This window comes from Pseudoalteromonas sp. MelDa3, assembly GCF_002863625.1.
GTDB classification, from domain to species: Bacteria; Pseudomonadota; Gammaproteobacteria; order Enterobacterales; family Alteromonadaceae; genus Pseudoalteromonas; species Pseudoalteromonas arctica.
Map to the genome: position 1 here is coordinate 110,861 of NZ_PJBR01000008.1, position 22,251 is coordinate 133,111.

23 protein-coding genes are annotated in these 22,251 nt (G+C 39.5%); 9 read left to right on the plus strand and 14 right to left on the minus strand.

Annotated elements, in window-relative coordinates:
• Nucleotides 1–17 precede the first annotated feature (17 nt).
• From ftsE to rpoH, 3 genes are all read left to right on the plus strand, one after another.
• Complete coding sequence (gene ftsE, locus CXF89_RS03120; protein ID WP_007582842.1) at nucleotides 18–695, plus strand: cell division ATP-binding protein FtsE; 678 nt, start codon at nucleotides 18–20, stop codon at nucleotides 693–695.
• Nucleotides 692–1,678, plus strand: coding sequence for a permease-like cell division protein FtsX (ftsX, locus tag CXF89_RS03125; protein WP_007582840.1), 987 nt, complete (start codon nucleotides 692–694; stop codon nucleotides 1,676–1,678). Before ftsE ends, ftsX begins: the two co-directional genes overlap by 4 nt.
• Nucleotides 1,679–1,992: 314 nt before the next feature.
• Nucleotides 1,993–2,856: an RNA polymerase sigma factor RpoH gene (gene rpoH / locus CXF89_RS03130; RefSeq protein ID WP_007582838.1), complete on the plus strand. Its 864-nt coding sequence runs from the start codon at nucleotides 1,993–1,995 to the stop codon at nucleotides 2,854–2,856.
• A gap of 344 nt (nucleotides 2,857–3,200) precedes the next feature.
• Here the strand turns inward: rpoH and CXF89_RS03135 are convergent, their stop codons facing one another.
• Genes CXF89_RS03135 through gpmM form a run of 4 tightly spaced genes read right to left on the minus strand, consistent with a single transcriptional unit; the run spans nucleotide 3,201 to nucleotide 7,999 of the window.
• A complete protein-coding gene (locus tag CXF89_RS03135) occupies nucleotides 3,201–3,962 on the minus strand; it encodes a divergent polysaccharide deacetylase family protein (RefSeq protein WP_180961376.1) in 762 nt (253 codons plus the stop codon).
• Between the two features lie 49 nt (nucleotides 3,963–4,011).
• The gene (locus CXF89_RS03140; RefSeq protein ID WP_121953773.1) at nucleotides 4,012–5,277 is read right to left on the minus strand and encodes a S41 family peptidase; all 1,266 of its coding nucleotides are present in this window, start codon (nucleotides 5,275–5,277) and stop codon (nucleotides 4,012–4,014) included.
• Nucleotides 5,278–5,311: 34 nt separating this feature from the next.
• Nucleotides 5,312–6,451, minus strand: a complete 1,140-nt coding sequence (locus CXF89_RS03145; protein ID WP_024606965.1) for a murein hydrolase activator EnvC family protein — start codon at nucleotides 6,449–6,451, stop codon at nucleotides 5,312–5,314.
• Between the two features lie 3 nt (nucleotides 6,452–6,454).
• Nucleotides 6,455–7,999, minus strand: coding sequence for a 2,3-bisphosphoglycerate-independent phosphoglycerate mutase (gpmM, locus tag CXF89_RS03150; protein ID WP_121953774.1), 1,545 nt, complete (start codon nucleotides 7,997–7,999; stop codon nucleotides 6,455–6,457).
• Nucleotides 8,000–8,602: 603 nt separating this feature from the next.
• On the opposite strand from gpmM, the gene CXF89_RS03155 reads away from it, so the two are divergent.
• From CXF89_RS03155 to gpsA, 4 genes are read left to right on the plus strand one after another with little or no spacing between them, the layout of a single operon-like run.
• Nucleotides 8,603–9,034, plus strand: a complete 432-nt coding sequence (locus CXF89_RS03155) for a rhodanese-like domain-containing protein (protein ID WP_002957784.1) — start codon at nucleotides 8,603–8,605, stop codon at nucleotides 9,032–9,034.
• Nucleotides 9,035–9,065: 31 nt separating this feature from the next.
• Nucleotides 9,066–9,323 (plus strand): glutaredoxin 3, encoded by a 258-nt coding sequence (grxC, locus tag CXF89_RS03160; RefSeq protein WP_121953775.1) that lies wholly within the window; start codon nucleotides 9,066–9,068, stop codon nucleotides 9,321–9,323.
• A gap of 34 nt (nucleotides 9,324–9,357) precedes the next feature.
• On the plus strand, nucleotides 9,358–9,843 hold the full coding sequence (gene secB / locus CXF89_RS03165) for a protein-export chaperone SecB (protein WP_007582825.1): 486 nt from the start codon (nucleotides 9,358–9,360) through the stop codon (nucleotides 9,841–9,843).
• 3 nt (nucleotides 9,844–9,846) lie between these two features.
• Complete coding sequence (gene gpsA / locus CXF89_RS03170) at nucleotides 9,847–10,854, plus strand: NAD(P)H-dependent glycerol-3-phosphate dehydrogenase (RefSeq protein WP_121953776.1); 1,008 nt, start codon at nucleotides 9,847–9,849, stop codon at nucleotides 10,852–10,854.
• A 69-nt stretch (nucleotides 10,855–10,923) separates the two neighbouring features.
• On the opposite strand, the gene trmL is transcribed toward gpsA, so the two are convergent.
• Nucleotides 10,924–11,388: a tRNA (uridine(34)/cytosine(34)/5-carboxymethylaminomethyluridine(34)-2'-O)-methyltransferase TrmL gene (gene trmL / locus CXF89_RS03175; protein ID WP_007582820.1), complete on the minus strand. Its 465-nt coding sequence runs from the start codon at nucleotides 11,386–11,388 to the stop codon at nucleotides 10,924–10,926.
• A 161-nt stretch (nucleotides 11,389–11,549) separates the two neighbouring features.
• Here trmL and CXF89_RS03180 point away from each other — a divergent pair, with 161 nt between their 5' ends.
• Entirely contained in the window at nucleotides 11,550–12,416 is an 867-nt protein-coding gene (locus CXF89_RS03180; protein ID WP_081709160.1) for a cation diffusion facilitator family transporter, read from the plus strand.
• On the opposite strand, the gene CXF89_RS03185 is transcribed toward CXF89_RS03180, so the two are convergent.
• From CXF89_RS03185 to CXF89_RS03195, 3 genes are read right to left on the minus strand one after another with little or no spacing between them, the layout of a single operon-like run.
• Nucleotides 12,376–13,323: an alpha/beta fold hydrolase gene (locus tag CXF89_RS03185; RefSeq protein WP_121953777.1), complete on the minus strand. Its 948-nt coding sequence runs from the start codon at nucleotides 13,321–13,323 to the stop codon at nucleotides 12,376–12,378. The two genes, CXF89_RS03180 and CXF89_RS03185, sit on opposite strands and share 41 nt — an antisense overlap.
• 3 nt (nucleotides 13,324–13,326) lie before the next feature.
• Entirely contained in the window at nucleotides 13,327–14,742 is a 1,416-nt protein-coding gene (locus tag CXF89_RS03190; RefSeq protein ID WP_121953778.1) for an ATP-binding protein, read from the minus strand.
• Nucleotides 14,720–15,409, minus strand: coding sequence for a response regulator (locus CXF89_RS03195; protein ID WP_101163286.1), 690 nt, complete (start codon nucleotides 15,407–15,409; stop codon nucleotides 14,720–14,722). Before CXF89_RS03195 ends, CXF89_RS03190 begins: the two co-directional genes overlap by 23 nt.
• 177 nt (nucleotides 15,410–15,586) lie before the next feature.
• Here CXF89_RS03195 and CXF89_RS03200 point away from each other — a divergent pair, with 177 nt between their 5' ends.
• Nucleotides 15,587–16,075 (plus strand): Spy/CpxP family protein refolding chaperone, encoded by a 489-nt coding sequence (locus CXF89_RS03200; protein WP_121953779.1) that lies wholly within the window; start codon nucleotides 15,587–15,589, stop codon nucleotides 16,073–16,075.
• A gap of 72 nt (nucleotides 16,076–16,147) precedes the next feature.
• Here the strand turns inward: CXF89_RS03200 and yacG are convergent, their stop codons facing one another.
• From yacG to CXF89_RS03230, 6 genes are all read right to left on the minus strand, one after another.
• Complete coding sequence (gene yacG / locus CXF89_RS03205) at nucleotides 16,148–16,378, minus strand: DNA gyrase inhibitor YacG (protein WP_007586146.1); 231 nt, start codon at nucleotides 16,376–16,378, stop codon at nucleotides 16,148–16,150.
• Between the two features lie 114 nt (nucleotides 16,379–16,492).
• A complete protein-coding gene (gene pilB / locus CXF89_RS03210) occupies nucleotides 16,493–18,169 on the minus strand; it encodes a type IV-A pilus assembly ATPase PilB (RefSeq protein WP_024608869.1) in 1,677 nt (558 codons plus the stop codon).
• A 126-nt stretch (nucleotides 18,170–18,295) separates the two neighbouring features.
• Nucleotides 18,296–18,937 (minus strand): dephospho-CoA kinase, encoded by a 642-nt coding sequence (gene coaE, locus CXF89_RS03215; protein ID WP_121953780.1) that lies wholly within the window; start codon nucleotides 18,935–18,937, stop codon nucleotides 18,296–18,298.
• Between the two features lies 1 nt (nucleotide 18,938).
• Nucleotides 18,939–19,832: a prepilin peptidase gene (locus CXF89_RS03220; RefSeq protein WP_121953781.1), complete on the minus strand. Its 894-nt coding sequence runs from the start codon at nucleotides 19,830–19,832 to the stop codon at nucleotides 18,939–18,941.
• A 295-nt stretch (nucleotides 19,833–20,127) separates the two neighbouring features.
• Nucleotides 20,128–21,354 carry a type II secretion system F family protein gene (locus tag CXF89_RS03225; RefSeq protein WP_121953782.1) on the minus strand — a complete coding sequence of 409 codons (1,227 nt, stop codon included), beginning with the start codon at nucleotides 21,352–21,354 and terminating at the stop codon, nucleotides 20,128–20,130.
• Between the two features lie 76 nt (nucleotides 21,355–21,430).
• On the minus strand, nucleotides 21,431–21,901 hold the full coding sequence (locus CXF89_RS03230) for a pilin (protein ID WP_219621660.1): 471 nt from the start codon (nucleotides 21,899–21,901) through the stop codon (nucleotides 21,431–21,433).
• Nucleotides 21,902–22,251 lie beyond the last annotated feature (350 nt).

The window sequence follows — 22,251 nt, forward strand, 5'->3', positions numbered from 1 at the left end:
ATTGGCATAATAAAAAGATGATAAATTTTCAGCAAGTAAGTAAGACTTATCCTGGAGGGCACCGCGCCCTCGAAAAAGTTAATTTTCATGTTAAACCGGGTGAACTTGCCTTTTTAACCGGCCACAGTGGTGCGGGTAAAAGTACGTTGCTTAAGTTAATTAGCTTAATGGAACGTCCATCGGCAGGCAGTGTATTTATCAACGGTGTTGATTTAAATAAAGTAAACTCGCGTCAAATTCCTTATGCTCGCCGTGATATAGGTATTATTTTTCAAAACCACCGCTTACTAGAGCGCTATACCATTTTTGATAACGTGGCACTGCCTCTTATTATTGAGGGTACTCACCATAAGCAAATAGCTAAACGTGTTCATGGTGCGCTTGATAAAGTAGGCCTGATAGACAAAATAAAATGTCATCCGTCTATGCTCTCTGGAGGCGAGCAGCAACGTGTTGGTATTGCCAGAGCAATTGTAAACTCTCCGCCAATTCTGTTAGCCGATGAGCCTACAGGTAACCTAGACCCTGAGCTTTCAATGGAAATCCTAAAGCTGTTTGAGGACTTTAATAAACACGGCACCACTGTTCTTATAGCGACGCATGACTTAGGTTTGGTTGCACGTATGAAGTACCGCAGTCTAACCTTAAAAGATGGCCGCATGCTTCAAGATCCGCTCGCTGAGGGAGCACTATGAGTTTACTTTTTAAAAGTCGTCAAAATAGTAACGACAAGCAAAAAAAATCAGTATTAGCTGGCGGTTATTTTTTCATTATTAATATTTTTCGCCAAGGTGTTCATAGCTTAGGTGAAATGTGGCGTACGCCGCTTGCATCTATGATGACTATTGCTGTACTTGGTTTGAGCCTAACGTTACCTGCAACACTTTATCTCGTTGTTAAAAACGTACAGCAAGTAAGTAGTGGTTTTGAAGAAGCGAGTGAGATATCGTTGTTTGTAAAAGAAAGTATGAACGAGCAAGAAACACAAACATTAGTAAAGCGTTTAGCACTTTATCCAGAAGTGGAAAGCGTTGAATTTATTTCAAAGCAAAAAGCACTAACAGAATTTAAAGACGTATCTGGCTTTGGGCAAGCTTTAGAGTACTTAGATAAAAACCCATTACCTGATGTGGTACTTGTTACTCCTACAAAACGTCACAGACACCCAAATGCCGCTAAAGTACTGCTAACTAAATTAGAAAGTGAACGTGAAGTTGATTTTGGTAAGCTCGATATAGCGTGGCTAGAGCGTTTAAATGCATTACTAGATTTACTGAAAGAAAGTGTAATAACCATCGCATTATTATTGCTTACCTCAGTGACGCTTATTATTGGTAACACCATCCGTTTGTCGATCATGGATAAAAAAGAAGAAATACAAGTAATGAAGCTAGTCGGCGCAACTAACACCTTTATACATGCCCCATTTTTGTGGACCGGTATTTGGTATGGTGTAATAGGTGGTTTATTTGCCTTTATATGCGTAGGACTAATGATGTGGTGGCTTTCAAGCGCTGTGAGCAGTGTAGCGGGGGTGTATCAAACAAGCTTCTCGTTAATTGGATTATCGCTTAATGAGCTCGGCTTTTTAGTGTTGCTTGCAACAAGCTTAGGATTTGTGGGCTCGTACCTTTCTGTAAATCGATATATTAAAGAAATAGAACCCGATAAAGTATAAAAAATCCTGCAAACTATAAGTGAACCAACCCAGCTTGATATGCGTATCGTACCGAACTGGGTTGTACCTCCTGTTATTAAAATTGTCATATTTATGTACTATCCTCCCATGAAGTAATGAGTTGTAAATAAGGTGATGCAGCGAGGTTAACCTGCTGCAGCCCCTCAATTCATCACTTATTCAGTCGCTTGTAGTAAACTAAACACATACTAAAAACTGCTTGATTTATACTTTAAAAAAGTTTTAAATTGGGGTTAGCACTCTTAAAGAAAGAGTGCTAAGATAGTTTCAAATATTTATCACCGAGGTGAAAAATGAGTAAAGATTTATACGCAATGGCACTTACAGTCGGACAACAAAGCGCAAGCATGGACGGTTACCTTCAAGCGGTAAGCACTATTCCTATGCTTAAAGTTGAACAAGAGCAAGAACTTGCTAAAAAACTTCAGGAAGAAGGCGATCTTAGTGCTGCCAAGCAACTCATTATGTCGCATTTACGCTTTGTAGCGCATATTGCTAAAGGCTACTCGGGATACGGCTTACCACAAGCTGACCTTATTCAAGAAGGTAATATAGGCCTGATGAAAGCGGTTAAGCGTTTCGACCCTACTGTGGGTGTACGTTTAGTATCGTTTGCAGTGCATTGGATTAAAGCCGAAATTCACGAGTTTGTGCTTAAAAATTGGCGCATAGTTAAAGTTGCAACCACTAAAGCGCAACGTAAATTGTTTTTTAATCTTCGTAAAAATAAAAAGCGTTTAGGTTGGTTTAATCAAGCTGAGGTTAGTACCGTTGCTAGCGAGCTAGGTGTGAGTGAAAAAGAAGTACGTGAAATGGAATCGCGCATGAGCGGCCAAGACATGGGCTTTGACCTAACGGGCGACGATAACGACGACGCACCAACAAGTACGTACTCTCCAGTACAATATTTAACAGATGGCGCAGCTGATTTAGCTGACGACGTTGAACAAGAGCAGTGGAAAGAGCAAGCGCATACTCGTTTATTTAGCGCACTTAAAACACTAGACGAACGTTCACAAGATATTGTTAGCGCACGTTGGTTGTCGGATGATAAGGCGACTCTTCAAGAGCTTGCACAAAAGTACAGTGTATCTGCTGAACGTGTTCGCCAGCTTGAAAAAACAGCGATGAAAAAATTACAAAGCGCTATGAGCTAAACACAGTTCAAGCTGCAAAATTTAAAAAGCCCTGCATGAAAATGCGGGGCTTTTTGCTTTCGCGTAGGTTGGTTTGAGCGAAGCGAAACCCAACGATAAAATATCCAATTAAGTAATACCGATGCGCTGCATATTGAATGGTTATACCAATCCGCAATAATACTTAATCATTTTGCGGGGCTAAACGTGTCGCTACCTGCGTTAAAAAATTCTCATTTAGAACAACTAAATAGCGAATTTTTTGCCTAGCTATCAACACGTTTTTCCGCCCTCAAAATAGACCACTTAATTAAGCGAATTGGTATTAGTTTATCATTCGGATATAGCATTATTTAAAGCTTATATCATCTAGCACTAATCCCTTTCCCCTCAGCCTGCGCTAACTGAATGTATTTACGCTCAACCAGCTGCGAAACCGGCACGAGCTCAAAACCTTGCTTAGTTAGCTCGGGTAAGGCATGGCGTAAAAATTCGATTGTTTCTGGGTAGGGATGAGCAATTGCAATAGCGGAATTATGAGTGATGGCTAGTTGTTTTAATTCTTCAAGCCTTAGCTGCAGTTGTTCTGGTGTAGTTATATTGTCTAAGAACACTTGGCGACTAATATTGGCAACACCTAAAAAGTTAGCAGCATTTTGTGCTTGGCTTAAATCGGTTGTGCGGCTATCTAAAAAATATAAATGGCGCTTTTTAAGCACTTCCATTGTCCACTTCATAGCTTGGCTTTTTTGCGTAAGCGCTGAGCCCATGTGGTTATTAACGCCTTTAACTTGCGGTAAACTAGCGAGAGCGGTTCCTAGAGTTTGCTGAAGCTGCTCTTTATTCATATTTAAAGTAAGCGCGCCAGGTCCGAGTTCTTTACCGTTAAGTGCCTGCATAGGTACATGAAGTAATAGTTCTTTATTTGATTGACTAGCAAGCGTTGCAAAAATTTGCGAATAAGGAGTATGGGGCAAAATTGAATACGACAATTGCCCTGGTAAGGAAAGGAACTCTAAGTCCCGTTGATGATAGCCTATATCGTCTATCACTATTGCTATTTGTTTAGCGCTAATTGTTGCTGAGCTAAAACAAATAGCTAATATTAGCCATTTTATTATTTTCACGTTTATAGTTTTTATTATCTTTTTAGCTTTGTTTAACAGCTTATACAAGTTACTGCATGCTGAGTAATTGTTTTGCTTTAACTAACTGTAAGTCGGCTAAGTTACCAGTAAGTAATTGCGCGTTACTGTTAGTGTGTTCATTTTTTATTATAACGGCTTTATTACTTTGTGAAAGGTTTGTTTGATTAACCGCCACATCTGGGGTTATTCCTATTCCATCAATCGATTTACCTAGCGGCGTAAAGTATTTAGCTGTGGTGAGCTTTAATGCAGTGTTGCCATCACCTAGAGGAATGAGCGATTGTACAGAACCCTTCCCAAAAGATTGACTGCCAACAACGGTTGCTCGTTTATTATCTTTAAGTGCTGCTGCAAGTATTTCGGCTGCAGAGGCTGAATTTTCATTTATAAGCACAACAATGGGGGCATTTTTTAGAATGTCTCCACTCTTTGCATAAAATGCTTGGTTGGCATCGTAAAAACGCCCTTTAGTCGTCACTATAGTGCCACTTTGTAAAAATAGGTCTGATACCGCTACTGCGCTTTGTAATGTACCCCCTGGGTTATCACGTAAATCAATTACTAAGCCTTTAAGTGGGTAACCAAAGTGGCTTTGCAGGGCAGCAACTTGCAGAGCAACCTCATGTAATGTGTGGTTAGAAAAATTATTGATAGCTATATAACCAGTACCAAAATCTAGAAGTTCGCTTGTTACGCTTTCGAGGTTTATTTGGCGGCGTGCTACATGAAACGTGAGTGGGTTTTTATTGTTATCACGACTTATAATTAGGTCTATATTTGAAAATTTACTGTCTCTTATTAGCGTTGCTACTTCATCGATTGTACGGTTTTGGGCTGCTTGGTTGTTTACACTGACAATAATATCACCTTGCAAAATACCCGCTGCTTTTGCGGGGGAGTTATTAACCACATTAACAATCGTCATATTCTCGTCGATATTTTTAACCTCAATACCAATACCTGTATAGCGCCCGTTTGTATTATCAAATAATGAGGTTAGTTCGTGCTCATTTAAGTACTTAGAGTAAGAGTCGAGCTTTGAATATAAACGCTCAAACTGTTGGCTATTATATTTAATGTGGTGGCTATTTTGTAAGGTGAGATCTTCAACATAGTAGGTATGGATGTTAAAGAGTATTTCGTCTATTTGTTGTCTTTTAAGATCTTTAATCGAGCTTGCTAGTGCGTTACTAGAAAAAGCGATTAAGGTTAGTAGTACAAGTAAATACAGACTTTTATAAAAGCCTGTATTTTTTTTATCAATAGTAATTACTGCAGTTTTTTTAGTTGTCATCAGCTGCTCCAGAGCGGTGCAGCGATTTATTTAATTAAATGCGTTTGCACCATTTTACAGGATTTACTGCGCGTCCTTTGTGGCGTATTTCAAAGTATAGACCAGAACTAGCTTGTCCGCCGCTTTGGCCAACTAAAGCAAGGGTTTCGCCTTCGCGTACCATGTCGCCTACATCTCTTAGCAGTGTTTGGGCATGACCATATAGGCTCATAAAACCTTCACCATGGTCTACAACAATTACCCAACCATAGCCCTTTAGCCAATCGGCAAATACAACTTGGCCATTATGTACGCTATTAATATTAGTGCCTTCTTTTGCACCAATTAATACGCCTTTCCAATCAATACCACCATGTTTACGTTGGCCGAATGTGTGCTCTAACTTGCCTTTGCTCGGCCAGTCCAATTTACCTTTGTTTTTATTTAGGCCCAGTAATTCAATTTTCTGTGTTTTTTCTTTTTCGAGTTCTTCAATTGTTGCTACTAAAGTTTGTTGGTTTTCTTTTAAATAGTTTATTGAACTTTTGGTGCTGTTGAGCTGAGCTTGTAAATTTTTAAGATTAGCTTGGCGCTCACTTTGTGCATTAAGCAATGCAGTTTGACGTCTTTTTTGCTCATCAAATAAAAGCGCTAGTTTTTCTTGTGTTTTAACAAGCTCTTCTTGGTTTTGTACTATTTGCTGTTGAAGGTCTTTTAGATCTTCAATTTGTTCAATACGGGCTTTATTTAAGTAGTTGTAATAACTAAGTGTGCGCTCAAATTTTGCAGTGTCTTCTTGATTTAACAGCATTTTAGAGTAGTCGTCGCCACCGGCCATATAGGCGCTTTTAAGCTGCGCGGCTAAAATTTTCTGAAATTGAGTGTGCTTTTTATCGAGCTCATCGGCTTTATTTTGTAGCTCTTTTTGCTGTGTTTTAGTTTCTTTTACTGATTGCTCTGCCATGTTAAGTGCTTTAGCATTTTTAGCTATATCGAGTTCATGGCTTTTTAGGTTTTTTTGTAGCGACGCTATTTTTTTTCTTTGGGCGTTATACTCAGCTTGGCTTTGCTCAAGTGCATTTTGAACTTCTGATAAGTCTTTTTTAGTACGATCTTCATTAGCAACTGCAGATGCAGTCACTAATGAAGTTAGTATTAAACCGCACTTAATTAACCGGTTAATACGTCTATTCATGTGTTATTTCAACATCATGATAGGCGTACCAGTCATTTCGCTTGGTTGCTCCATGCCCATTAAGTGAAGCATTGTAGGGGCTACATCGCTTAATGCTTTACCTTGCATAGGCTCTGCATCGCGACCAACATATATAAAATGTACCGGTTCACTAGTGTGGGCAGTATGCGCTTGGCCTGTTTTAAGATCAGCCATTTGCTCAGCATTACCATGATCGGCTGTTATTAGTGCTTCACCACCAAACTCTTCAAGTGCATCAACAACACGGCCGATACAGCTATCTACAGCTTCACAAGCTTTAACAGCAGCTTCAAATACACCTGAGTGACCAACCATATCGCCGTTAGGGTAGTTACAAATAATAGCATCGTATTTACCGCTTTTAATTGCTGCTACTAGCTTGTCGGTTAGCATTTCTGAGTTCATTTCAGGTTGTAAGTCGTAGGTTGCAACTTGCGGCGAAGGAATTAGCTCACGTGTTTCGCCTTTAAATTCACTTTCGCGTCCGCCACTAAAGAAAAACGTAACGTGTGCGTATTTTTCGGTTTCTGAAATGCGAAGCTGTGTTTTGTTATTTTTTTCAAACCACTCACCTAGTACGTTTACTAACGGTGTTGAACCAAAGGCAATAGGTGCATTTATATCAGCTGCGTACTCTGTCATCATTACAAATGCACTAAGCTCTGGCGTTCTTTTTCTTGCGAATCCATTAAAATCAGGCTCAACAAAAGCGCGAGTAATTTCGCGGGCTCTATCTGCTCTAAAGTTGGCAAAAATTAGAGTGTCGCCATCGTTTATTGAAGCAGGAGCGGCGCCTGTTGGTGTAATGGTTGTAGCGGCTACAAATTCATCGTTTTCGTCGCGCTCGTACGCTGCATTAAGTGCCTCTACGCCGTTATCAAAATTAAAGTCACCTTCAGCTAAGGCAATTACGTTGTAAGCTTTTTCTACGCGGTTCCAACGATTGTCTCTGTCCATTGCGTAGTAGCGGCCAATAAGTGACGCCAAACGACCGCATTTAAGTTCGCTAAATAACGCTTCAATACGTTCGATTGACGCTTTAGCACTACGTGGAGGTGTATCGCGGCCATCTAAAAAGCCATGAAAGTAAACTTCTTTAGCGCCACGTTTTGCAGCAAGTTTTATGCTAGCAACTATGTGGTCTTCATGGCTATGCACACCACCTGGGCTTAAAAGACCCATTATGTGGACGGCTTTACCTGCTTTTACGGCTTTATCTATATTTTCAACTAAGGCTGGGGTTGAATCAAATTCGCCATCGTTAATAGCTTTGGTGATACGGGTAAAATCTTGATAAACAATGCGACCAGCACCTAAATTTACATGGCCAACTTCTGAGTTACCCATTTGACCATCAGGAAGACCAACATCTAAACCCGAAGCTGATATTAATGTGTGTGGCCGTGTGGCCCATAAATTGTCTAATACCGGTGTGTTAGCTGCAAGAATAGCATTACTTTGCGTATCTTCGCGGTATCCCCAACCGTCTAAAATCATTAATACCAGTGGTTTTTTATGCTCTGTCATAATAGCTCCTGAAAATTAGTATCTGTTGATGGATACTGTGCACCTAAAAGGTTTATTAGCGTGGTTTTAGCATACCGTGTTTTTAAGCTAGGATCAGCATTGAAAACAAGATATTAAATTTTTTCACTTATACCTCATTGACTAACCTGAACTCTGCTTGAGATAGATTTATTATCCAGAGTTCTTGTTGACTATATATGGGGGGCTTTATCGTTTTTTAAACGTCTCTAAGTGCTCCTAAACTCGCATTTTAGGTTGGTTTGGGTATACTTGCGTGGCTAAAGTACAAAATCCTTAAAATATTAGGGCGTGTTGCACTTTGGTGGTTGAATTTGCAGCAGTATGTTTGGTTTTTAGGCAAGGCAGAGCCTATGAAGTGTGGTTACTCCCCATAAATAGGCGATAACGTAGCATAAATACCAAACATACGCTGCCCGTTGGGTTCTTTCTAGGGACTATTACCTCTTTGTTGCTCGGTTTTTACTTAGCCCACTAGGTTACAAATCTCGCGCCGCGATTTAATCGCCCCTAGATTGAACAAATTTCAATCCACAAAGGCCAACAGGCCCTAGGTTTAAAACATAATTTCATAGTGGAAGTAGAATGGATCAATATATTGAATTTATTACAAATCATCCCATTTTAAGCCTTGCTTGGGTTGGTATTGTTTTCCTTATTGTTAGTGGCTGGATAAAGAGTAAGCTTTCAGCTGTTCGTCAAATAAATCCTCAGCAGCTTACGTTACTTATTAACCGTGATGACGGTCAAGTAATCGATATACGTGCGCAAAAAGAGTTTAATGCAGGGCGTATTTCTGGTGCTGAGCACTTAAGCCCAGAGAATGCGAAAAAATCTGACTTTTCAAGCCTTGAAAAGTACAAGACTAAACCCATTATAGTTGTATGTACTACAGGTATGACTGCCCAAGGTACTGCAGCCGCTATGAGTAAAGCTGGTTTTGAACGAGTTTACTTATTAGCAGGTGGCATGGGTGCGTGGCAATCTGCCAGCTTACCAACTACAACAGGTCGCTAACCAGTTTAGCTAGGCCGATAGAGGATTTATTATGAGTAATGTTGTTTTATACACCAAGGCGTATTGTCCATTTTGTCAGCGTGCTCTTTCGCTTTTAAACAGCAAAGGCGTTGAATACACAAATTATGATATTGGTGTACAGCCTGAGTTACGCGATGAAATGATTGCCAAAGCAGATGGTGCAAGCACAGTACCGCAAATTTTTATTAATGATGAACATATCGGTGGCTGCGACGACATGATGGCTATTGAAGCGCAAGGTAAACTTGACGCTAAGCTAAACGCTTAATTTAATTATAATAACGAACAAGTTAGGAATAACAATGAACGAAGAAAATCAAAACGTAGCAGCTGCACAAGACGGCGCACAATTTACTATTCAACGTATTTACACTAAAGATGTATCGTTTGAAACGCCAAACTCTCCGGCCATTTTTCAAAAAGAATGGACGCCAGAAGTTAAGCTAGACCTAGATACACGCTCTAATAAACTAGACGAAGGTGTATTTGAAGTTGTTTTAGCGCTAACTGTAACCGCTTCTCTTGGTGAAGAAACTGCGTTCTTATGTGAAATTCAACAAGCAGGTATTTTTACTATTGCTGAAGTTGAAGAAGTGCAACTTGCGCACATGCTAGGTGCATTTTGTCCTAACGTGTTGTTCCCATATGCACGTGAAGCTGTTTCAAACCTTGTTAACCGTGGTACTTTCCCACAGCTTAACCTTGCGCCAGTTAATTTTGATGCGTTATTTGCACAATACATGCAACAACGTACTGCGCAAGCTGACCAGGCTTCAGCAGACGCATAACCTATGAGTACAGCAACTACAGCTGTTACTGTATTAGGGGCGGGGTCTTACGGCACCGCCCTTGCTATTTGTTTAGCCCGAAATGGTCACCACGTGACACTTTGGGGAAGAAATAGCGACGACGTTGCCACGCTTGCAGCTGAGCGGAAAAATCAACGTTACTTACCTGATGCTCCTTTTCCAGATACTCTTACTCTTGAAGCTAACTTACAACATGCCGTTGCTAACAGCGCTATTGTACTTGTTGTTGTGCCAAGCCATGCTTTTGGCGACACACTTGCGCAGATCAAACCTGCATTGCAAGACGGTGCTAAAGTAGCGTGGGCAACTAAAGGACTTGAGCCTAATACTGGACGTTTGTTACAAGAAGTGGCTTTGCAAGAATTGGGTGATGACATTCCACTTGCGGTACTGTCGGGTCCTACGTTTGCAAAAGAAATGGCGATGGGTTCACCTACAGCTATTTCAGTGTCTTCTACGTCGCCTGAATTTGCTCAGCAGCTTGCTGATTTACTTCATTGTGGTCGCTCATTCCGTGTGTATAACAATGATGATTTTATTGGTATACAGCTCGGTGGTGCGGTTAAGAATGTAATTGCCATTGGTGCCGGTATTTCGGACGGTGTTGGTTTTGGCGCTAATGCGCGTACCGCGCTTATAACCAGAGGCCTTGCAGAGCTTACTCGTTTAGGTTGCGCTCTTGGTGCTAAGCCAGAAACCTTCATGGGGATGGCAGGCCTTGGCGATTTAATACTAACGTGTACAGATAACCAATCACGTAATCGTCGATTTGGTTTAGCGCTGGGTAAAGGCGAAAGCGTCGATGCTGCTATTGAGTCAATTGGTCAAGTAGTGGAAGGCTTTAGAAATACCAAAGAAGTGTATTTATTAGCGCAGCGTAGCGGTGTAGAAATGCCGATTACCGAGCAAATTTATAAAGTGCTTTATGAAAATAAAGATATGAAAGAAGCTGCAATGGCGCTATTAGGCCGAGAGCAACGTTCTGAATAATTTTATAAGCGTTTATAAAACTAAAAAACCGACGTTATGTCGGTTTTTTGTTGTTTAGCTCAAAGCTATTTACTGCGCGTTAGGAAAACCCAACTGGCGCCACGACTCGTAAACAAACACAGCTACTGCGTTTGACAAGTTCATGCTGCGGCTATTGGCTTGCATAGGAATACGCACACGCTGCTCTTTTGGCAGTGCTTGGATCATATCGTCAGGCAGGCCGCGAGTCTCTGGGCCAAATACCAAGCAGTCACCCGCTTCGTAACTTGCTTCATGGTGAAACTGACTACCTTTGGTTGTACATGCATATATTTTTTTTGGTTTACATTTTTCAAGGTAATCTTCAAATGAGGCATGGCGTTGAACATGACTAAATTCATGATAATCAAGTCCTGCACGTTTCACGCGCTTATCGTCCCACTCAAAACCTAGCGGCTCAATTAAATGTAATGCATAGCCGGTATTGGCACATAGGCGAATAATATTACCAGTGTTAGGCGGTATTTCAGGTTGGTATAAAACAATATCCAGCATAATGAGCCTTATAAAATAATCTGTAGTTTGACGAAGGGCAGTATACACGAAACCTTTTAAAAAAATGATATACTCACACTATTGAATACTCCTAATTATCGGATTAAAACGTGCATAACCGTAGCTACGAATTTTGGGTTAAAACTTCAAGCATTGTTACCATGGTAATGGTTAGTTTAATGATTGGCGCAAAAACATGGGCATGGCTGGCTTCTGGCTCTGCTTCAATGCTTGGCTCGTTAACTGATTCGTTAATGGATATTACTGCCACCGCCATGAGTTTTTTAGTGTTAGGTTACGCACTGCGCCCAGCAGATGATGACCATAGATTTGGACACGGAAAAGCTGAAGCACTTGCTGGACTTGGGCAAGCCGCGTTTATTGCAGGCTCAGGTTGCCTACTTGCTTTTCATGGTATTGAGCGATTATTTAACCCTATACAGTTAAGCCATTCTTTATTAGGTGTGTGGGTAAGTATTTTTGCTATTGCGTGCACGCTCGTCATTGTATTTGTACAAAACAAGGTGGTTAAATACACCGATTCAATTGCTATAAAAGCCGACTCAGTACATTACAAAGGTGATTTAATATTAAATGCCGCTGTGCTATTAGCTATTTTGTTAGCTTATTATGGTGTGTTGTATGCCGATCCTGTTTTTGCGATAGGTGTAGCGGGTTACTTACTTTATAACAGCTGGGATATTGCTCGCGATAGTGCCGATCATTTAATGGATAAAGAACTGCCAGATGATGAAAAGCAAAGCATATTTGATATAGCCAGAGCCCATGCTGATGTACATGGTGTGCATGATATTCGTACGCGCCAAGGCGGAAAAGTTAAGTTTATCCAAATGCACTTAGAGCTTGATGATCATTTAAGTTTGATTCGCGCACATAACGTAGCTGATGAAGTAGAGGCAATGCTTAAAGAACGCTTTGAGTCTGAGGTAGATATACTGATCCACCTCGACCCTTTGTCGGTACTTATTAAGCCGTCACCGACTCACAAAACTGATACAAGCTTTTAAGCAATGGCTGGCGTATTTCATCACGTTCAAAAAACAGCTCGTGTTTAGCGCCTTCAAAGCTTTTAAGTACCGTGTTTACGTGCCTGTTTGCTAATTTATATTGGGCATTGTTATCAACCACTTCGTCGTTTTGCGCACTGGCAATATAAAGTGGAATAGTCACGCTTAAGTTATCCACAGAAGTTATAAATGCAAACGTCGCATTTAGCCAGCCGTAAGTAACACCGCCGAGCTGTAGTAATGGCTCTTCTTGATATGTTTGCCTAAATAGCTCGTAACGTACTGGGCTGCTGGTTAATACATTTGTAGCAAACTCATCGGGTATGTAATCGGTTTGCCCTAGTGCGTAATTGTCTTTTTGACCCAAAAGGGTTGCAGTACTTGCTATTAATTTAGCTAAAGGCTTTGGTGTGTTTTTTGTATAAATATCAAGCATAGGCGCTGATAAAAACGCGCCACTAAAGTTGTGTTCAAAATGCGCAAGATAGTCAAATGCTATGGCGCCGCCCATTGAATGACTCACTAACACCTTTTTACCTTGCCAATGAGTATCCACTATTTGTGTATTAAATAAGTTTAGGTCTGCGCTGTAATCTTTAAATTGATTAACATGGCCTTTGTGCTTATTTAGTTGGTGGCGATAAGAGCGGCCTTGTCCTTGGTGATCGGCTATGAATATGGCAAAATTATTGTTATACAGCTCCCATAACAACTCTTTATATTTATCTAACCCTTCAAGGCGCCCAGAGCTTATTACAATGGCATTTTTGGCTTTATCTGGTATGGCATAAGCATAAAATAATTGCCCGTTAGGTGTATCTAAATAAGCTTTAATTAGCGTGTTTTTATAAAAGTTATTAATTGTTATTTGATTACTCTTAAGCTCACGCTCACTACTATAAAACATGCTTTACTCTTTTATTAATGGCAAGGTTATATTAGCACACAAGCCACCTAGTTCTTTATTTGATAATACTAAACTGCCGCCATGCGCAGTAATAGCATTTTTAGCAATCGCAAGACCTAAACCCGTGCCACCACTTACGCGATCCCGCGCATCTGACTGTCTAAAAAAGGGCTCGCAAAGCTTACTCAGTTGATCATCTGGTACACCAGAGCCATCGTCACATATTTCTATATAAATGGCATCAGCATGCTTTAGAGTAATGCTAATTGTATTATTTGCGTATTTAATAGCGTTGCGTAATAGGTTTTCAAGCGCACTGGCAATAAGGCCTTCGTCGCAATTAATGTTTACGTCTACAGCGCCCACTATATTTAGCTGCTTATTATTTTGTTTTGCTTCAAACTGCGCATCGTTAATAACGTGATCTACAATTATTTGTAATGATTGTTTTTGCAGTGAAAGCGCTTGGCTTTTTGCTTCTAAGCGAGAAACTTGCAGCACGTCGGCAATCATTTTATCGAGTTGGTTAGCTTCTTTTTCTATGCGTAATAAATACGATTGGCTAGCGTCGTTAGCTTGCATTTGTGCAAGCCCGGTAGCCATTTTTAAACGTGTAAGAGGCGATCGTAACTCATGTGATATGTCGGCTAATAAGCGTTTTTGTGAGCTGATTAAAAGCTCTAACTGATTAGCCATGCTGTTAAAATCTCGCCCTAGTATTCCTAGCTCATCTTTTCGGTTTACAGAAATGTCGGCTCTTGCGCTTAGGTTACCCGCTGATAGTTTAATTGCCGCTTTTTTAAGGCTATTTATAGGGGCTATTAAGTTCCGGCTAAATACAAAGCTTAAAATAAGAGAGGCAACAATTGCGATGACTATTTTCATCCAATTAGGCATAAGCTTAAAGCGCATTATTAGCGGTGGTTGATGATTAATATCTATTTCATAAAGATAAAAACTCCCTTCAGGCACGTTTATATTAACAGGGCCGAAGGCTTGATATTTTTCAGTGAAAATAATTTGCGGTGACATATTTTGAGTGAAATTTAATAAACTTAAATCGATGCTCTCTGGCACTTCTTTATTACTAAGTGAGTCATCGGATTGTGCTGCGCTTAAATATAAAAGTTTACGCTTTGATAGGCGAGGGTGAACTAATACTTCGCTTAGGGTGCGCTTATGTTTAACAGCAGAACGCTCAATGCTTTTAGCGGTATATATCAGATTTTTTTTCATTGGGCCATAAAGTGGCTCGTTAGATACCGCATTAATAGCGGTTATATTACTTAAAAATATAAGCGCTGCTACGGTGCCGATTATAGTTAACCAAAACCAAATAAATACTTTAAAAAACAGGTAGTGCCCAGGATGTTTTAACCAAGCAAAGTAAGTGCTTTTATTCGCCTTGGATAAAGACATAACCCGTACCTCGCATTGTTTTAATTCGCTCACCTGAAATATGCTCAGCTATTTTTTTACGGATATTACTTACATGCATATCGATAGAGCGATCAAAAGAAGCTAAACGCCTGCCTAGTACTTCTTCGCTAATTTGCTCTTTACTAACCACTTCGCCTGCATTTTTACACAATAGCGTGAGTATTTCGTACTCTGTACCAGTAAGAGTCAGTGTAGAGCCGTCGATTGAGGCCTCTCGAGCTGCAAGGTTTACAGTAATACCATTAACGAGTAACTTACTCGTTGTAGCTGCATTTAAGCTATTAATGTGCTCTATACGGCGTGTTATAGCTTTTACGCGGGCTAGTAATTCACGATGATTAAAAGGCTTTGGTATGTAATCGTCAGCGCCTAGCTCTAGACCAAAAATACGGTCAAAGTCTTCACCTTTTGCAGTAAGCATTATTACCGGTGTGAGTTTTGTTTGCCTAAGTTGTTTAAGCACTTCAAAACCATCAAGCGTTGGTAACATTACATCTAGCAATATAAGGGCGTAGTCATTTGCTTGTGCTAGTTTAAGCCCCTGCTCACCGTCGTGTACGCTTTGTATTTCAAACCCTTGGGCAGTTAAATATTCACTTAATAGCTCGCAAAGGCCAGTGTCGTCATCAATCATTAATAGTTTCATTTACAAACCCTTAGAGTTGTTTATAGCGTTATTTTACCCGCTAAATAGTGCAAAGGTGAATCTTTACACAACCTTTACACTGCTTTGCGTTACTTTGCATTGAGTTAGGTATAGTTAACTCACTGGCTTAGCAGCCACAATCGCTCAACCAACCAATTCAATATTAAGGTAATGATTATGACTAAATTAAACACACTTTCAAAATTAGTACTTATCTGTGGCTTAGCAACAGCAACGCTTGGTGCTGGTAGCGTATTAGCTAAAGGCGACGGACATAAACAAGGCCATTCTCAAGCTCGCTTTTTACTTTCTGAGCGCGGCGTTGAAAAATTAAGCTTAACAGATGAGCAGCAAACTAAGCTAAAAGCTATTTTTGAAGCGCAAAAAACACAAATGAAAGCGTTGCGTGGCGACGATAAAGAAGCCCGCAAAGCAACGCGTGAAGCGCATAAAGCAAAAATGGATGCGTTACTTTCGGCGGCAACATTTGACGAAAATGCAGCAAAAGAGCTATTAAATGATCGCCGCGAAAAAGGTGAGCAATTTGGTTTAATTAAACTAAAAACGCAACACCAAGTAATGCAAGTACTTAACGCTGAGCAAAAAGAGAAATTTGCTAAAATGCAAAAGCGTATGAATAAAAAGCACCGTAAACAAAAAAGTTAATTATACTTTTTTGTAAATACTAAAAAACCAGCTTAATGCTGGTTTTCGTATTTAGGGCATAATGAAGATAAATTACTTAAAAAAGTCATCTTCATTTTTAGCCAGCATAGCTTCAATATCTTCAATCATGTCTTGGCTAAACTCTTCTGCGGACGTGATTGGTGCAGAAATTCTGTTATTTTCAAACGACCATTCACCTAAATCAATTAGCTGACAGCGCTTTGAGCAAAAAGGACGAAATGGGCTTTGCTCTGACCATTCAACTTTAGTTTTACAGGTTGGGCAGTTTACAATAGTAGGCATAATTTACTCTTTACAATCTTTTTCTGCATTTTACATTACTTAGATATGAGTCTCTAGGTATAAGTAAGGCTCTGAATTTAGTGTTCAGAACCTTGTAGCTTTTACTATGGACCTTTAAAAATTAGTCACGCGATTAATTTCACCAAGGGATGTAAGGCCATCGGCTGCTTTGCGTAAACCCGATAAACGTAAATTATTAAATCCGGCTTTAAGTGAAACGTCAGCTATTTCAAGCGAGTTACCACCGCGCATAATAATTTGGGCAATTTCAGGGGTAATTTGCATTACTTCGTAAATACCCACTCGACCTTTATAACCATCGGTACAACTATCACACCCTTTAGGCGTATATAACGTCATTTCTTCAATTTGCTTGGCGCTAAATCCTTGGCGAGCCAGTTCTTCACTCGGAAGTTGTTCTGGCGTTTTACATTTAGGGCATAAACGACGTGCTAAACGTTGGGCTATTATTAAGCTGATCGAACTTGCTACGTTATAAGCCGGCACACCCATATTTAATAAACGGGTGATTGTTTCCGGTGCTGAGTTTGTATGCAATGTTGATAAAACCAAGTGACCTGTTTGCGCCGCTTTTATTGATATTTCTGCGGTTTCTAGGTCACGTATTTCACCTACCATAACTACATCAGGATCTTGACGTAAAAATGCACGCAATGCGTTGGCAAAAGTCATATCGGCTTTAATATTAATTTGTACTTGGTTTACACCTTCAAGGTTAATCTCAACCGGATCTTCCGCAGTACTAATATTACGCTCTGGCTGGTTTAATATATTTAAACCTGTGTATAGCGATACGGTTTTACCAGAACCCGTTGGCCCTGTTACCAATATCATCCCTTGAGGCTGGGCAAGCGCATCCATATAGAGCTTTTTCTGCTCAGGCTCATAGCCTAATACATCAATGCCTAACATAGCGCTTGATGAATCAAGAATACGCATTACTATTTTTTCACCCCACAAGGTAGGCATGGTACTTACACGAAAGTCGATACTTTTGCGTTCAGTGATTTTTAGTTTTATACGACCATCTTGTGGTTTGCGTTTTTCGGCAATATCGAGTCTCGACATTACTTTAATACGCGCAGAAAGCTTGGTTGCTAATGTATTAGGTGGGCTCGCTACTTCATGCAAAATGCCATCAATACGAAAGCGAATACGGTACTTGTGCTCGTAAGGTTCAAAGTGCAAATCAGACGCCCCTTTCTTAATGGCATCCATTAAAATTTTGTTGATATAAACAATGATAGGCGCGTCGTCTTTATCATCATCTTGTGGTGCTGTATCTCTTTGACTTTCTGAGTCTAAATCAGCAAATTCCTGAAACTCGTCATCAGTTAAATTTAGGCTGCCAGTAGCATCTAGTAATTGCTCAATTTTGGTATCGAGTTGAATATAATCAACAACAACAATTTCGCATGAAAGACCGGTACTAAACTCAAAGTTTTCGAATGCGCCGTAATCTGTTGGGTCTGATGCTGCTATATAAACTTTTCGATCTTTTTGAACAAGCGGCAAAATATGATGTTTACGTATAAGTTTTTCTTTTACGAGATCGGCCGGGATTCTTGTAGGATCAAAGTCTTTTAAATCAAAATAAGGTACGCGAAACAAATCAATACATTGTTCAGCTAAATCTTTACTATCGATTTTTCCACATTTAGAAATAAGCTCAGCTGTTGAGGCAAATTCATTTTGTTTGTTTTTAACCGTGTCGGCATCAATGCGGCCAAGGGTTATAAATTTTCTCAATAACGGTGAGTTAATATTCATTGCGCACCTGTTTTATTCCTTCAATAGTAAGCAATTTATCAGAAAAAAGAAGGTGATTACATCACCTTTCATTCTTTGTTGTGATTTTACTAACTAAAATACGAGTTTGTGTGAGTTAGGACAGTGTTAATGTGAGTTAGTTTTGTTGTGTAATGCATATTGTAGGTACTTTTTATGTAGATCAACAAGTTCTATATGCACTAGGTTTAAAATACGGTCGTTATCTAAAACATCATCCGCTTTTTGCTGTTTATCGGCACGTGACATTTGCGAGGCAATAATACTTTTAACTTGCTCAATACTTGTGTTGTCACGTTTTGTTGTACGCGCTATTTGTACTGAGGTTGGTACGTCAATAAGTAAGGTATGGTCGCAATATTTATCAAGGTTGTTTTCAAACAATAAAGGCGCTACTAAAACAGCATAAGGGCTAGTTGCATTATTTAAATCGTTTAGTATTTTTATCCGAATAAGAGGGTGCAGCAACGCATTAAGCCATTCTTTGTCATTGTTGCTAGTAAATATTTTTGCGCGAAGCTCTGTTCTATTTAATGTGCCATCAGGCAATAAAATATGTTCACCAAAGTGTGCTGTAATCGCTTTTAGCCCTTTGCTATTTGGGAGTACTACTTCACGCGCAATTATATCGGCATCAACTATTGTAATACCAAGCTTTTCAAACATATTGCTTACGGCTGTTTTACCACAGCCAATACCACCTGTTAAACCTAATACCCAGCTGTTTACTTTAGTTATTTGTTCACTCATTTTAATAACCAATTAAATTAAAATAAGCGCCTTGAATTTGGTTGCCCCAAAGCATTGCAATCCAGCCAGCTATCGCTAAATAAGGCCCAAAAGGGATAGGGGTCGCTTTGTCTTTACCTTGTATACTTAACAGTGCAATACCTATAATGGCACCCACTACGCTCGAAAGCAGAATAATAGTAAGTAATGACTGCCAGCCAAGTAATGCCCCAAATACAGCGAGTAGTTTAAAATCGCCATAGCCCATGCCTTCTTTTCCGGTTAGTAACTTAAATAACCAAAACACGCTCCACAAACTTAAATAACCGCAAGCCGCACCAATAATGGCATCGGTTGGTGTAATTGTGTAACCCATTACAGAGGCAATAAGTGCAAGCCATACAAGCGGAAGTGTAAGTTGATCTGGCAGCAGCATGTGGTCAATATCAATAAAGGTCAGTGCTACTAAAATCCACGTTACAAAAATATATAATAAAGCTTGCTCGGTCGCACCAAAACTATAGGCAACAATTAAACTTAATAGGGCAGTAATTAGCTCTACAGCAGGGTAACGAGCCGAAATAGGATTACTGCAGCTTGCACATTTACCTTTAAGTGCTAACCAACTAATAATAGGAATATTCTGCCAAGGCTTAATGGCATTTTTGCATTTAGGGCAGGTAGAATTGGGTTTTACTAAGTTAAAAGGCTCGTTGATATTGGCTTGTTTAGGTTTATTAGCTGTAAGTTCATCTTCTAACAGTAATCTGCATTCGCTTTGCCACTCACGTTGCATCATTAGCGGTAAGCGATAAATAACCACATTTAAAAAACTACCAATACATAAACTAATTAAGCCAATAGTGGTTAAATAAAACCACAACTGGCTTTGCATTACTTCAATAATACTTTGCATTTGTTTACCTAAAACTAAAATTTTTTAATAATACCAATTAACAGCGCGATGTAAAATCGCGACTACGCGGTTTATGTCACGGCACCGTAGCAGCGGGTTTACCCCGCGACTGTTACCATTATTGCGCGATGTAAAATCGTAATTAAAAACGCGACTACGCGGTTTATACCACGGTAGCTTAGCAGCGGGTTTACCCCGCGACGGTTGCTATTACTGCGCGATTTTTACAATTATTGCGCGATATAAAATCGCGACTACGTGTGTTTTTAAATAGGTGTTTATATTTTTAAAGGTATTAAATAACAGAGCCAAGCTGGAAAATAGGCAAGTACATCGCGATAATCAAGCCACCAACAAGTACACCTAGTACGGCCATAATAAGTGGCTCAAGTAGGCTTGAAAGACCATCAACTGCATCATCAACTTCTTGCTCGTAAATAGTAGCAACTTTCGCAAGCATGCCATCTAATGAGCCTGACTCCTCGCCAATCGCTACCATTTGAATAACCATATCAGGAAATATTTTAGAGTTACGCATAGCCCAGTTCATCTGATTACCAGAGCTAACCTCTGCTTTTATATCTAAAATAGCGTAACGATAAACAGCATTACCTGAAGCGCCTGCAGCAGAATCAAGTGCATCAACCAGTGGCACACCAGCGGCAAACGTAGTTGAAAGAGTCCTTGCATAGCGAGCCACTGCTGCTTTATTTAAAATCATGCCGATAACAGGGAGTTTTAGTATCGCTCGGTCGGTTGCATCTCTGAGCTTTAAACTTCTTAGTTTTGCTTCTTTAAATATCCAGCCAGAGACTACAACGAAAATAAGTGCTACCCACCAGTAACTTTGCATGAACTCAGATATGCTAATTACAAATAAGGTGAATGCTGGTAGTTCAGCACCAAAGCCTGCAAAAATGTCTTGAAATTGAGGTACTACAAATATAAGAAGTATTGATGTCACTATTAAAGCTACAACTAAAACAGCGATAGGATAAAACATCGCTTTTTTTATTTTCGATTTTAGTGCTTCTGACTTTTCTTTATAAATAGCGACACGATCAAATATTTTATCAAGAGCTCCTGATTGTTCACCTGATTCTACTAAGTCGCAGTATAAATCATCAAAATAACGAGGATACTTTCTTAGAGCTGCAGATAATGGTTGGCCGGCTTTGACATCATTACCTATAGAGGATAAAAGCTTGTTGATACTTTTATTAGTTGAGCCCGTGGCAATCATTTCGATAGACTGTATTAGCGGAACGCCTGCCATCAACATGGTAGCTATTTGGCGGGTTATTAAAGAGATATCTTTTGGGGTTATCTTTTGATTGTTAATACCAAATAAAGGTTTTGCCTTACGTTTGACTCTTGAAGGAGTGATACTCTGTTTACGTAATTGAGCTTTTACTAATGCTATGCTGGTTCCGGTTATTTCACCTTCTAAGCGCTTGCCTCTAGCGCTAACACCAACCCATTGAAAAGTGTCGAGCGATTTTTTGTTGGGTTGTTTTGACATTAATTTAGCTCTTTACTGATTTATACAAAAAAGGTAGCTAAACAAGCTACCTTTACAAAGAGTGCTAATTTACAAATTATTTATCTGCAGCTGCAACTGTACAAGAGCTAGGTAACCAGCTTGCTTTTGCATTATCTCCTGTAGCTGCGCCTGTACATATCCATTCACTTAAGTTGAAACCTGAAGTGAAATCTGTTGCTGAAGCCGCTGCATCACCATTTTGTGGAGATAGTGTGATAGTTAAGCCTGACAGATCGTCCTGGCCTGTTGCTAAAATCACTCCAGCATCACTTACAGCAACAGTTGTTACATATTTAGTTGTTCTAAAATCAGCATAACAGTCATCAGGATCTCGACCTACTTGTGCTTTTTCACTTACACATGTCTTCGCACCACTAGCTGCAAGCATTAGCTCTGCCGCTTTTGCTCTAGCAGTATAATCTTGATAGGCAGGCAGTGCTACTGCAGCAAGAATACCTATGATTGCTACTACAATCATTAATTCAATTAGGGTGAAACCCTGTTGTTTTTGAGTCATTGTTTTCATGTTTCCTCTCCTAAAGGATAGATTTTTGTAACTTAAATCACTTAAGCGGCAAAGTGCCTCACTTAATTTAACTGATTTACTTTACAGTTTTACTTAAAATTAATTTTATTACACTTTAGCTTTAGAGTATGAAACACAAAAGCCGTATGTGAATTCATTATCTTTAGTACTAACTATAAAAGTTTACTAAGTGCACTACATGTTGTAGCAGCAAATAGTATAGGCATAAAGTAAGTAGTTTAGTTGCTTTAGTTTTTAATTATGTCTTTAAAAACTAAAGGTACTAGTTATTTATGACTACCTTTTAAAATAAAATAGTACAACAGAATTAGTCTACCATTTTATTTTAG

Coding starts and splice junctions, on each gene's coding strand:
- ftsE (WP_007582842.1), top strand. CDS start 18: ATGATAAATTTTCAGCAAGTAAGTAAGACTTATCCTGGAGGGCACCGC.
- ftsX (WP_007582840.1), top strand. CDS start 692: ATGAGTTTACTTTTTAAAAGTCGTCAAAATAGTAACGACAAGCAAAAA.
- rpoH (WP_007582838.1), top strand. CDS start 1,993: ATGAGTAAAGATTTATACGCAATGGCACTTACAGTCGGACAACAAAGC.
- CXF89_RS03140 (WP_121953773.1), bottom strand. CDS start 5,277: ATGACAACTAAAAAAACTGCAGTAATTACTATTGATAAAAAAAATACA.
- CXF89_RS03145 (WP_024606965.1), bottom strand. CDS start 6,451: ATGAATAGACGTATTAACCGGTTAATTAAGTGCGGTTTAATACTAACT.
- gpmM (WP_121953774.1), bottom strand. CDS start 7,999: ATGACAGAGCATAAAAAACCACTGGTATTAATGATTTTAGACGGTTGG.
- CXF89_RS03155 (WP_002957784.1), top strand. CDS start 8,603: ATGGATCAATATATTGAATTTATTACAAATCATCCCATTTTAAGCCTT.
- grxC (WP_121953775.1), top strand. CDS start 9,066: ATGAGTAATGTTGTTTTATACACCAAGGCGTATTGTCCATTTTGTCAG.
- secB (WP_007582825.1), top strand. CDS start 9,358: ATGAACGAAGAAAATCAAAACGTAGCAGCTGCACAAGACGGCGCACAA.
- gpsA (WP_121953776.1), top strand. CDS start 9,847: ATGAGTACAGCAACTACAGCTGTTACTGTATTAGGGGCGGGGTCTTAC.
- trmL (WP_007582820.1), bottom strand. CDS start 11,388: ATGCTGGATATTGTTTTATACCAACCTGAAATACCGCCTAACACTGGT.
- CXF89_RS03180 (WP_081709160.1), top strand. CDS start 11,550: ATGGTAATGGTTAGTTTAATGATTGGCGCAAAAACATGGGCATGGCTG.
- CXF89_RS03185 (WP_121953777.1), bottom strand. CDS start 13,323: ATGTTTTATAGTAGTGAGCGTGAGCTTAAGAGTAATCAAATAACAATT.
- CXF89_RS03190 (WP_121953778.1), bottom strand. CDS start 14,742: ATGTCTTTATCCAAGGCGAATAAAAGCACTTACTTTGCTTGGTTAAAA.
- CXF89_RS03195 (WP_101163286.1), bottom strand. CDS start 15,409: ATGAAACTATTAATGATTGATGACGACACTGGCCTTTGCGAGCTATTA.
- CXF89_RS03200 (WP_121953779.1), top strand. CDS start 15,587: ATGACTAAATTAAACACACTTTCAAAATTAGTACTTATCTGTGGCTTA.
- yacG (WP_007586146.1), bottom strand. CDS start 16,378: ATGCCTACTATTGTAAACTGCCCAACCTGTAAAACTAAAGTTGAATGG.
- pilB (WP_024608869.1), bottom strand. CDS start 18,169: ATGAATATTAACTCACCGTTATTGAGAAAATTTATAACCCTTGGCCGC.
- coaE (WP_121953780.1), bottom strand. CDS start 18,937: ATGAGTGAACAAATAACTAAAGTAAACAGCTGGGTATTAGGTTTAACA.
- CXF89_RS03220 (WP_121953781.1), bottom strand. CDS start 19,832: ATGCAAAGTATTATTGAAGTAATGCAAAGCCAGTTGTGGTTTTATTTA.
- CXF89_RS03225 (WP_121953782.1), bottom strand. CDS start 21,354: ATGTCAAAACAACCCAACAAAAAATCGCTCGACACTTTTCAATGGGTT.
- CXF89_RS03230 (WP_219621660.1), bottom strand. CDS start 21,901: ATGAAAACAATGACTCAAAAACAACAGGGTTTCACCCTAATTGAATTA.